An 11,628-nucleotide genomic window follows, 5' to 3' on the forward strand; every position below is an offset into this window, starting at 1 on the left:
TCGCTCTGATTACGGTCAAGCAGGACACTGAAAAATCTGATCGCCTATCAAAAAGACGCCTGATCGAGGAATGATCAGGCGCCTTGTCGTATTTCATTTATTAAGCTGTCGTTGACTCTTGTTCGCGAACGGCGTATTCGAAGCTCGGAATCACGACCGTGAACGTCGACCCTTGATGTTGGACCGACTCGACATGAATCTGTCCGGCGTGACCGCGCACGATCTCTTGGCAGATCGGAAGACCGAGTCCGGTTCCGCCGATTTCTCGGCTATCGGAATTGTCGACCCGATAGAACTTGTCGAAGAGACGGTCGAGCGCGTCACTCGGAATACCGATACCTTGGTCCTTCACTTTAATCGACACCGATTGATCGTGGTGGGCCAATTCGACGGTGATCTTTCCGCCGCGCGGTGAATACTTCACGGCGTTCGAGAGCAAGTTGCTCATCAACTGCTTGAACTTTTGACAGTCGGCGAACAGTTCATACGGTCGGTCATCGGCCGTGATGAGTTCAAACGTATGCTTCAGCGAAGAAGCCTCATAGAACGTCATCATGTCGCGGATGACCGGCTCGATATCGAGCTGTTCGCGGTCGTACATCTGACTGCCGGCTTCCATCCGTTGCACGTCGAGGAAATCGTTGACGAGATGCGTCAGGCGCTCCGTCTCGGCGTGAATCGTCTGCAAGTACTTCGCCTGCTTCTCGTTCGGCAACTGCTTCTTGACCATGAGTTCGGTGAACCCGTAGATCGACGAGAGCGGTGTCCGCAACTCGTGGGAGATCGTCGAGATGAATTCGCTCTTCAAGCGTTCCGCCTCGGTCTCGCTCGTGATGTCACGGAAGACGAGCAACGTCCCTTTCGACAACCCGCCGACGACGATGCGTTCCGCATACATCTGCAAGTTCATCTCGCCTTTACGGATCGAGAAGCTGACGCTGTCATGCGGGAAGTCGTCGGTGAAGAGGCGATCGGTATACTTCAAGAAATCATCTTCTTGGTCGACTGTCGTCGAAATCGTCTCTCGCCATTCGTTCCACGACAGTTCCGCGAGTTCTCTCGACGTGATCTCATCGAGTTCAGGGAACATTTCATAAAGCGGTCGGTTGACGAAGACATCATCGGTCGAATGCTCGACATAGATGACCGCCTCGCGAATTGAATCGAGGATCCGTTCCGTCTTCCCTTTCTCACGGGTCATCTCTTCAAACAGACGCATCCGGAGAAGCGAGAGCGACAACTGACGAGCGAACGACATGATGTCACCCATCTGTGTCTGCGTAAAGCGATCTTTATAGCGGACGAGATAGATGAACGCGATGATCGAGTCATCTGTCGGGTCATGGACCGGTACAGCCGTCTCATACATATAGTATGGGTACGGGAGCGGGTGGTCGCTTGCGACTTGTTTCGACGAATGGACTGTCGTCCGAAGCGTCATCGCCCGCGTCAAGACTGAGTTCTCGCTGTCGAGCAACTGACGCGTGAGCGTCTCGTTCAATCCGTGGCTTGTGATTGAGAACGAGCCTGTCGCATCGACAAATACGAGGGCGCCGACTTCGGAGTCGGTGATGGCGACCAGTTTCTCGATAATCTCTGGGTAAGCCGTCAACGAATCGCGGGCCGCGAGCGTCTCGGTCAACTCGTTGCGGTAAGCCAAGTGTTGCTCGTTCTGTTGCGTCTGCTCCAAGATTTCTTCAAGTTCTTGCTGTTGCGCTTGAAGTTCTTCTTGTTGCGCAATCAACTCTTCTTGTTGCGCCTGTAACTCATGGTTTTTCTCAATCAAGTGACGTTCATTGTCACGAAGCGTCTCGGCCATCTTATGGAACGACCGTGACATCGTCCCAATCTCATCTTCGCGTCCCATCTGATCGCTCAAATCGACGATCTCGCCTTTCAACAAGCGGTCAGATGCGATTGAAAGCCGGGAAATCAAATTTGTTTGGCGACGCAGGAACGGCTGGATGAACAACAAAATCAAGGCTGCAAACGATAAGATGCTCGCAATCCATAAGAATTGAAGAATGTTGTTGTTTAATTTCCAAGTATCATATACTTTTTGTTTCTCGCTGTTCATTAAGTTTTTATAATCTGACAGTGCCGTCTCGATTTGCCGGATTGGTCCGAGCGTGTCGATGCCGCGTTCTGAACTATACGGGACAACGCCTTGCTCAATCAAGCGCTCGGCAGTCGGAAGTGTCAAAATTGTCTCAGGGTCAATCGTCGTCTCAGTAATTTCACCTTCAGCTCGCAATTGTCCGTATTCCGTTGTCACTGGAAGGATGACACCGAAGTAAAAGTCATGGAACTTTTGCAAGTCTTCTGAGAAAATCTCACCTTGCTTCGTTTGGACAACACTTTTGAACCAGTTGATTTCTTGTTGGAACTCGTTCTCTTTGGCACGGGCCCGTTCGAGCGACTCAGTATCCCCAAACAGAAGATAGCCTCGAGCATCGTATTGAGCTCCTTGCCATTCGTCCCACAACGTATTCAACCGGTCGATGCGTTGATCGACATCTTGCAACCGTTGTTCGTTCGCCGCAACACGTTCTTGCATGTGCAAATACATAAAAATCGAGCCAACGAGCGCGACCGCGAGAAACGAGTAAAGGACGACCATGAGGTCGCGGCCGAGTTTTTGTTTAAACCATCTGTTCAATTCACGATGCCTCCTATAATCTTCACCAATTCAAGCGGACTGAACGGCTTCGAAATAAAGTAGTCGACCCCAATCTCATTCGCGCAATCACGATCAGATTGTTGACTCTTCGCAGTCAGCATCATCACTTTTGTATGTTGACGTCCCGGTAGTTTCCGAACTTTCTCAATGACCTCAAGACCGGTCATGCCTGGCATCATATGGTCGACAATCACGAGGTCATATTCGTTCTGTTCGATTAGCCGATAGGCTTCAAGGCCGTCTGGCGCTTCATCAATGTCATATCCTTCATCTTCTAACGTATCTAATACGAGCATACGTAAAACTTCTTCATCTTCAGCTAATAATATTTTTACCATGACGATTCCTCCATTTTTTATCCCATTTCACTATTTTAACGGATTCAGTTCATAATCACAAAAAAAAAGATGTACGGTGTATTAATCTGTACCCCTTTTTCGTCGGAACGTCTAGACTACAAGGCAACAATTTCCTGTAAATCGAGGGAATAAATGAGCATCCGACCGACTGTGATTCCCCAAATCGCCTCGATGGCCTCCCGATAGAGCGATAATTGGACGTGATAGCGGTCGCGCAACAGTTGTTTGGCCGCTTCACGAGAGTCGCTCGAGAAGAGCACGGAATCCGATTTATAGTCGAGGAGCACATATGTCTCCCCATCATAGAACAGACAATCGATAATCCCTTGGATCAGCACGTGTTCGTCAGTGAACGCCCCGCTCGGGTTGACCCGCTCGGCCGGAACCGTGTACGTGAACGGCAGCTCGCGCCAACCTCGTCCGACTTGAAGCGCTGCCGTTAACGCACACCCGGTTTCCGAAGCGAAGAACGCCTCGATTTCAGGACGCGCGAGCCGTGCCGTCTCGGCCTCGACCGGGCTGAGCATGCCGTCGGCTTCCCAGCGATCGATTTGTAAGGCGAGCGGTTCAGACGGGTTGATCAATTGAAAGACAAGGTGTAACGTCGTACCCCGCTCGGCTCCCGTCTGTTTCGATTGTTTCCACTTCGGCTCTCGGTACGGGGTGTCACTCGCCCGGTACGTCTCTTCAAACGCCGCCTGCTCAAGTTGGAGCGCGCGTTTCAGCTCCGTGACCGTTTGCTTGGCAGCCGTCTCGGTCGCGGCTTGAGCCGGATATTTATAGGTGAACGCCCGGCGGACAAAATCTGTGACGTTCGCCTCGTCTTTGACCGGAAAGTCGATCGCTTCGAACTGTTTGACGTGATGGAGCTGCGCCATCATCTCTTGGAGCGTGGCGACTTTCGCCAAGTCCTCTTCGCCGATGATACGGTACGTCCACGGGGTCGATTCCGATTGGGGTGCGATCATCGGCAACCCTTGCTCTTCTAAAAACGGGGCCGCTCCTTCAAGTTTTAGGAGCGCCGGAGCGACCCAATCGAGATACGTCTTCGCCTCACGGCGTGCATCGGCCGATAAAGTCGTCCCGGTTTGCTCGACGTGCAACCATTGCCCGATCTGTTTCCCAGGCTCTTTGACCGTCCCGACCAAAATCAGTTTTTCTTTCGCGCGCGTGAGCGCGACATACAAGACGCGCATCTCTTCGGCTTTCATCGTCGCATCGAGCTCGCGGCGAATCATCTCTTTGACGAACGTCTCCGTTTTCGTGCGCGTGACGACGTCAATCGCGTCGAGGGAGATTCCGTAACGTTTATGGAAGATGACGCGCTGCATTTGATCGCGCTTGTTGAACAGCTTCCCTAGCTGAGCGACGATTGTGACCGGGAATTCCAGTCCTTTCGACTTATGGACAGTCATGATCCGGACGACGTTTTCTTCTTCACCGAGTGAACGCGCCTCGGACAAGTCCTCGCCGTTATCCTGAAGCCGATCCATCACGCGGAGGAAACGATACAAGCCGCGGTAACCACTCCGCTCATACGACAACGCCCGGTCATAGAGCGCCTTCAAGTTTTCTTGGCGCCCTTTCCCGCCCGGCAGTCCGCCGGCAAAATCATAAAATCCTGTGTCGTTGAACACTTGTTGAATCAATTCTGACAAGCTGTGGTTGCGAGCGAACGTGCGCCACGCTGATAACGCGTCGAGGACATCGCCACACTTCAGACCGAGATCGTCCTCATCATCCGCTTTCGCTTTGAGCGCCTCAAAAAACGACTCTTCCGACTCAAGGCGGATTTTCGCCAACTCTTGGTCGCTGAACCCGAACATCGGCGAGCGAAGCGCCCCGGCGAGCGGGATGTCTTGGAGCGGGTTGTCGATCAGTTTCAACACTGCGAGCATCATCCGAATTTCCGTCGCTTGGAAGTATCCCCCGTCCGAATCGGTGTAGGCCGGAATGTTGTACTGTGTCAAAATATCCATCAACTGTTCGACCCGCTCTTTCTTTGAACGGACCAAGATGACAATGTCACGATATTCACACGACCGGAGCAAACCTGTCGCTTCATCGGTCACTTTGAACGGTTCCTCGCCCGAGACGAGTTCTAAAATCCGGGTCGCGATGGCCCGGCCTTCGAGTTCTTGTTTCGACAAGTCGCGGCTCTCCCCGTTGACGAGAATGAGTTCAGGACTCGCCTCGAGCGCCTCATAGTCACGCCCCGGGACGAGACGTGCCGCCTCATCGTATTCGATTTCGCTCACTTCCTCGTCCATCAACCGGACGAACAAGTCATTAATGCCGTGAAGTACCTCGGCTCGGCTTCTGAAGTTTTGGGACAAGTCGATCCGTTGTCCCGACCCATGCTGTTTGAAGCGCGTCGCCTTCTCGATGAACAAGCGTGGTTCGGCATGGCGGAACCGATAAATCGACTGCTTGATATCACCGACCATGAACAGATTTCCGACATGCTCGACTTCATTGCTGACAAGCCCGATGATTGTCTCTTGAATCTCGTTCGTGTCCTGATACTCATCGATCAATACTTCGGCGAAGCGTTGTTTGTAAAGCGAAGCGACCGAAGATGGTCCTCCCTCGTCTCGTAAAATGGCGAGCGCATAATGCTCGAGGTCGCTGAAGTCGACAAAAGCACGATCCCGCTTCGCCTGCTCGTAAGCGGCACCGAACGTCCGCACGGTCTTGACGAGCGTCTCGACGAGCGGACGTTGTGTCATCAACACGTCCAAATAATCGGCCCCACTCGTGCTCGCTTGGGCGATGGCTTCACTTAACTTCTTTTTCGCCTGATCGTACGCCGGCTTCAATACCGTGTGATAGACGTGATGTTCTTCTTTCTTTTGAACGGATTTCATCGTCCCGAACTTGACGGCGCGGGAAGCCGTCTCGAGCTCGCTCCACTTGAACGAGTCCGGATCGAGATTCGCAAATGGTAAAATCGCCTGTTGCACGTTCTCGGATTGCGCCTCATAACCGGCGAGGCGAAGTTCGATGGCGACGCGACGGAGCTGACGCAATGCTTTTTCGATGTCTACCCAAAGCAGGCGCCCGAATTCAATCAACAGTTGTTCCTCGTCAGGATCCCCATCGAACTGATACAACGATACAAGTTCGTCCAAGTACGCTTCCGGGTCTGGTAGCGTCCGTGCATAGTGATAGAGACCGAGAATCAATTCCTCGATCTCACTGTCGCCCCGGTCCGACGTATAAGCGTCAATCAAAGCGAAGAAAGCTTGGTCTTGTTGACCGTACGCCTCCTCGAGCACATCTTCGAGCACATCGTCCTGCAAAAGCACCAAGTCCCGTTCCTCGGCGATTTTGAACGCCGGGTCGAGGTCGAGCAAATAATAATTCTCCCGAATCACTTCGAGACAGAACGAGTGAATCGTCGTGATGAGTGCCCGGTTGAGCATTTGGCGTTGTTTTCGAATATATGCGTTCTCGGGATCATCACGGAGTGCCCCGTCGAGTGCTTTGGCGATTCGACGTTTCATCTCGGCCGCCGCCGCATTCGTGAATGTGACCACGAGCATGCGGTCCGCCGTCAATTCGTCCGTCTCATCCAAGAGACGGCTCGCGAGCCGTTCCACGAGGACGGCCGTCTTCCCGGAACCGGCTGCCGCCGAGACGAGCACGTGCGACCCTCTGGCATCAATGGCCGCTTGTTGATCATTCGTCCACTTCATCGACGTCACCTCCTAATCTTGACAAGACGTCATCTTTTTCTAATTTCTTCAATTGCCGTGGCTCGTTGGACAGCGCCTCATCAAAGTGACAGACACTTTGGAACGGGCACGTCTGGCAGGGCCGTCGTTCTTTATATTCATATGGCTCGACTCCGATTTCGCCATCGTACATCGCCTCGGCGCTCGCCTCCGCCAAATTAAGGGCATGGTCCATCAATTGCTCGAGCTGTGGCGGGGAGACGACTTTTTTCGTCGTATTCGCATCGATCGTCCCATCTTTCTTGTACTTGACCGGGATGACGATTGATTTTTTCTGATCGAGTTTCGCTGTCCGGTCCATCGCCTCTAAAATGGCAGGATCGTCGACGAGCAATCCTTGCATCTGATACGATTCGAGCACCTTCCGCTCGGTGTCCGTGTCCGTCTCGGCCGGTGCGACGAGCGGCCGGTGGACGTGGAAATAAAGCGCCGCTGCCGGCGCGACATTCTCTTGTGTCCACGCGTTCGCCTGCTCGATCAGTACTTTCAAATAGATGAGCATCTGCATGGCGAGCCCGTAATAGATTTCGGCGAAGTCGATTTCTCGTTTGCTCGACTTATAGTCGACGATCCGGACGTAGAGCTGATCATGGACCGAGGCCGTATCGACGCGGTCGATGCGACCGACAAGTTCACACGTCGCCCCGTTACTGAGCGTGAACGACACGGGCGGGAAATTGCCGCTGCCGAAGGCGAGTTCGAAAGCGACGGGGTCGAATCCGTCCCGTTTCGATTGCTCGATCAACACTTCCGCCGTCTTGCTGACGACATCGGTCAATTTCTTCTTCAAATAGCCATATCGGTTCGAACTCATCAAAATCGCATTTTGAATTTCTGGCGTGACGAGTTCGACGGCCGCCTCGGCGAGTGACGAACACTCGTCGCGGCTCACATCCCGCCATTCTTTCCCGTCCATTTTCACGGTCTGGGACATATGCTCGATCGTGCGATGGTACAAGTTTCCGATATCCGGCGCTTCTAACCGATACAGGCGACGTTCTTTCAAACGGAGCCCATAGCTCGCAAAGTGACGGAACGGACAAGCTTGGAACGTCTCGAGCCGCGAGACGCTCGCTCGAATCGAGTTTGTATAAAGTGACTTGGCGACATCTTCCGGCAACGGTTGTGGCACGTTTTGATAGAAGAGTGCACTCGTCAATAAGCGAATCCGTTCGCGGCCTTCCGGATGTTTCAACAGTTCGTTGTACACCGTGAACCACGTATCTTGAATCGGATAATGCCGGCTGAGTCGTTGCAGTTCGAGCGCTGTCACCGCTGCCGTCTGATTCACGTTCGTGATAAAAGACAGCTGGTCGCTCGGGCGATGTTCCCCGGCTTCCGCGAAATGGGTCGTCACGACTTTTCCGCCACTGAGGCGGGCTTTCAGGTCAGCGATAAAACTCGCCGGTTGAATCGCCTTGCCGGCCCGGTCGACGAGGGCATAGCTGACGAACACACGATGGCTCGGTGCCGTGAGCGCCTTGTATAAATAGTACGTCTCGTCATCAAATAAATGCTCGGTCGCTTTCCCGGCCCGAACGCCGTTGTCATGCATGAAATCAAGGTCCTGGTCGGTCAACAGTTTCGACTGGGTCGCTACGAGCGGGATTTGATCTTCGTTTGCCCCGAGTAAGAAGACGACCTTTTTATCAATCAAGCGGCCCCGGACGTAATCAGTGACCGTCAATTGGTCCAGAGATGGCGGGACGAGCGCGTAACGCAAACTGTCAAGCCCGGTATCCATCATCTGCAGGAACAGTTCGGTCGAGAGCGTCTCATCTGGCGCCGCCGCTTCCAACTGCTCGAGCAAGTGCAACACGGCATCCCACACTTGGGTATGTTCTCTCGCTTCGAGCAATCTTGATTCCTCGAGCGCATCCTCGCGCCAATAGGCGAGACAAGACGCCACATCAACCCGTTCTAAAAAGGCATAGATGGCGTGCGTGTAAGCTTGCATCGTCTTCGCCGCTTTTAAATCGGCCAACAGCGGGTCGAACGTGTCAACGACGGTTTGGCGGTAACGATTGAGTGCCGTCTCCAAGTCAAGTTCTTCCCCGGTCAGCCGCGCCTCTTCTTCGGCTCGGCGTCGCAAATACCAATCCTCGTGCCAGTGATAGTGTTTGATCCCTCGCTCGATGACGAACGCCTCGAGTCGGTCGACCGACGTGCGTCGATGCTCCGCATCAAGCAAAATCAGTTCGGTTTTGAGCGCCCGAAACACCGGTTCTTCCCGGTAGCCGCGGATCGCGACCTCAATCGTCGCCTTCAATAATTCGACGACGGGATGATCGAGCATCGGTTGGCGCTCATCGAGGAAGAACGGCAACTGCATTTTTTGGAGCGCTTGTGTCGCCAAGTCGCCGTACTCCTCAAGCGAGCGTGACACGAAAGCGATATCGCGATAGCGGAATCCTTCCTCGCGGACGAGCCGAACGACCTCACGGACGGCCGCCTCGACTTCTACCGACCGGTCGACGGCCGCGTTCAACACCACGTTCGAATCAGGACGCGTGTATGGGGCTGCCGTCACTTGCCCGAACGTCGCCTCGAGATAGGCCAGGCTCGGATGTTGGAAGCGCGGAGATCCTGTATGAGGGTGGTCGTTTGACGAGAGACCGCGCTCGGCCAACAGCTCTTTGAAACGCATGAGTGTCCGTTGCGTCGGTCCGAACGACGGATGAGGCCGATAGAGCGAATCCGGGTCAATCGTCAACAACACGTCGAGCGGCGCCTTCTCCGCTAAAGCGACGAGCACGGCCAGCTCTTGTTCCGAAAATTCATTGAACCCATCGACGTAAAACTGCGTCCCGGTCAAATCGATGTCCGGCAACAGTTGTAGCAACACGTTGAAATAGTCTTCGGCGTGGAGTGACTTCCCTTCCGTCATCGTCAAGAAGCCCTTATAAAGAATCGACAAATCTTGAAGTTTGAGGGACCGATGTTGGTCTTGCTCGCTTAAGCGGAGCAACTGCTCGGGATCGACGAGGCCGCGCTTGAGGAGCGTGATCAACTGGTTCAGTTCCTCGTAAAATCCGAACTGGTTCATCGTCCGGCGGAACAACGTCAATCGTTCCTCGTTCATCTCAACGACACGGCGCAACAGCAAGTGCGTCCCTGTCTGATCTAAAAACTGTTCGGTCGCGACGCCACGGTCGCGCATCATCAAAAAGGCGAGTCGACGCATCGATAAGACTTGAATCCGGGTCGACCCGTTCAAGCCGTCCATCATCGCCATCTTCCGTTCCATCTCAAACGACATTTGGTCTGGGACGAGCATATAGATGGTCGGTCCGCTCGGGTCACGCTTCAGCTCTTCAATGACTCGTTTAATCATCCATTCGCTTTTTCCGCTCCCGGAACGCCCGACATGAAAAGTGACCGTCATTAAGGCGAACACCCCTTCCCTTTTTTCTTTATTATGACCCATTCGACCTCGTTTGTAGAGGGAAATCCTTCAACAGCCCAGGAAGAAAATTGGCCAGCCCGCTTCAGTCCCCTTTTCCGCAAAAATCGATTAGACTGAACGTATGAGGGGGAAAGAAGATGAGTGCATATGAACAATTTGGAGGCGAACGTGGCGTTCAGCAACTCGTGGACGCTTTTTACGACCTCGTCTACGCCGATCCGATCTTATTGCCGTTGTTCCCGGACGACAAAGACCGGGTCAAAGCGCATCAGTTTGAGTTTTTAACACAACTGCTCGGGGGACCGAAACTGTATACGGAACGTCGCGGTGGCGGCAACTTGGCGATGATCCATCGCGACCACCCGATCTCGGAAACGCACGCCGGCCACTGGCTCGGCTGCATGGAGCAAGCGCTCAAAACAGTCGATGCCCCCGAATCGGTCAAGCAACAACTGTTCCATCGTTTGATCATGTCATCCTCGAACGTCGTCCGCGTCTGCTCCCACCATTTTGAGTAGTCAGCCTTTCGAAAAGCGGGTATGATAAGAAAGTAAGTAAAGGAGGTCGTTTTTCATGACAGAAGAAGAAAAAAAAGAGGCCGTTTCCTCTGAAGAAGAAACGGAAGAAGTAGAACCGACGGCAGTCCTCGCCGACGCCCTCGCAGAGGATGAAGAGGAAGAAGACCAACCCGAAGAAAAGAACATGGACCATATTAAAGGCGTGTTCAACTATCCACATGAGAATGGACGAGAGTACCGCGTCGTCTTCTATAACGATCGCAAAAACCTCGTGTTCCGTGAACTCGGGAACGGGAAAGTCGAATTCGTCGGCCGTTTCACAGACGAGTCGTATGACCAAGAGAACGAAGCAGAGATGCGTGAACTCGGCGAGCAACAGCTCGAACGGATTCTCGCAGATCGCCTCAAATAAAAAAATCGCCCGCGGGCGATTTTTTTATTTGTGCTTGTTTTTATTTTGTTTTTTCTTACGAAGCGCGTAAATCGCACCCGCAAGTCCTCCGGCGACAGCAATCCCGGCCATGACCGGCACGAGCACTTTTTTCGTCGGAATCATCTCTTTCACCCGTTCATACGGTGTCGGCACCGACAGCTCGAGTTGAACCGCCGACTCGCCGTGACCGTGCGCACGCGCCTGACGAGCCGCATCGGTAATGACGACACGTCCCGTCGTATAACGACGAACACCGTGTTCATCGGTGTACGGGCGACGGACACGTTTGACGCCACGCACGGTGCGCCCACGAGCCGCATCGGGTCGGACTATCCGTTCACTCGTCCACGAGCGACCCCCTGTCGCGCTATAAGCAGGGCGCATCTTGCGCCGATTGATCCATGTGTACGAATCATTCATGTCTATTCCCTCCAATATACTGAAGTACCTTTTCTTATTATACCCATACAACATCTGGGGAAAACATGAGTTGTT

General features: G+C 53.4%; 7 protein-coding genes. 2 read left to right on the plus strand and 5 right to left on the minus strand.

Translation table 11 applies throughout. The features are described 5' to 3' along the window. Positions 1-100 precede the first annotated feature (100 nt). The 4 genes from KNP06_RS12055 to addB all read right to left on the minus strand — a co-directional run bounded on the left by KNP06_RS12055 (position 101) and on the right by addB (position 10,161). Complete coding sequence (locus KNP06_RS12055) at positions 101-2,659, minus strand: HAMP domain-containing sensor histidine kinase (RefSeq protein WP_214707902.1); 2,559 nt, start codon at positions 2,657-2,659, stop codon at positions 101-103. Continuing rightward, positions 2,656-3,018 (minus strand): response regulator, encoded by a 363-nt coding sequence (locus KNP06_RS12060; RefSeq protein WP_021066686.1) that lies wholly within the window; start codon positions 3,016-3,018, stop codon positions 2,656-2,658. Before KNP06_RS12060 ends, KNP06_RS12055 begins: the two co-directional genes overlap by 4 nt. 116 nt (positions 3,019-3,134) lie before the next feature. After that, positions 3,135-6,737, minus strand: a complete 3,603-nt coding sequence (gene addA, locus KNP06_RS12065) for a helicase-exonuclease AddAB subunit AddA (RefSeq protein WP_214712526.1) — start codon at positions 6,735-6,737, stop codon at positions 3,135-3,137. After that, the gene (addB, locus tag KNP06_RS12070) at positions 6,721-10,161 is read right to left on the minus strand and encodes a helicase-exonuclease AddAB subunit AddB (protein WP_214712528.1); all 3,441 of its coding nucleotides are present in this window, start codon (positions 10,159-10,161) and stop codon (positions 6,721-6,723) included. The genes addA and addB overlap by 17 nt, the downstream gene beginning before the upstream one ends. Before the next feature lie 158 nt (positions 10,162-10,319). Here addB and KNP06_RS12075 point away from each other — a divergent pair, with 158 nt between their 5' ends. Continuing rightward, positions 10,320-10,700, plus strand: coding sequence for a truncated hemoglobin (locus KNP06_RS12075; RefSeq protein WP_138859867.1), 381 nt, complete (start codon positions 10,320-10,322; stop codon positions 10,698-10,700). Between the two features lie 55 nt (positions 10,701-10,755). Beyond that, complete coding sequence (locus KNP06_RS12080) at positions 10,756-11,112, plus strand: hypothetical protein (protein WP_034776562.1); 357 nt, start codon at positions 10,756-10,758, stop codon at positions 11,110-11,112. A gap of 24 nt (positions 11,113-11,136) precedes the next feature. Here the strand turns inward: KNP06_RS12080 and KNP06_RS12085 are convergent, their stop codons facing one another. Continuing rightward, positions 11,137-11,553, minus strand: coding sequence for a hypothetical protein (locus KNP06_RS12085; protein WP_034776560.1), 417 nt, complete (start codon positions 11,551-11,553; stop codon positions 11,137-11,139). Between the last annotated feature and the right edge of the window lie 75 nt (positions 11,554-11,628).

The organism is Exiguobacterium sp. s21 (assembly GCF_018617975.1).
In the GTDB taxonomy this organism is placed as follows: Bacteria; Bacillota; Bacilli; order Exiguobacteriales; family Exiguobacteriaceae; genus Exiguobacterium; species Exiguobacterium mexicanum_A.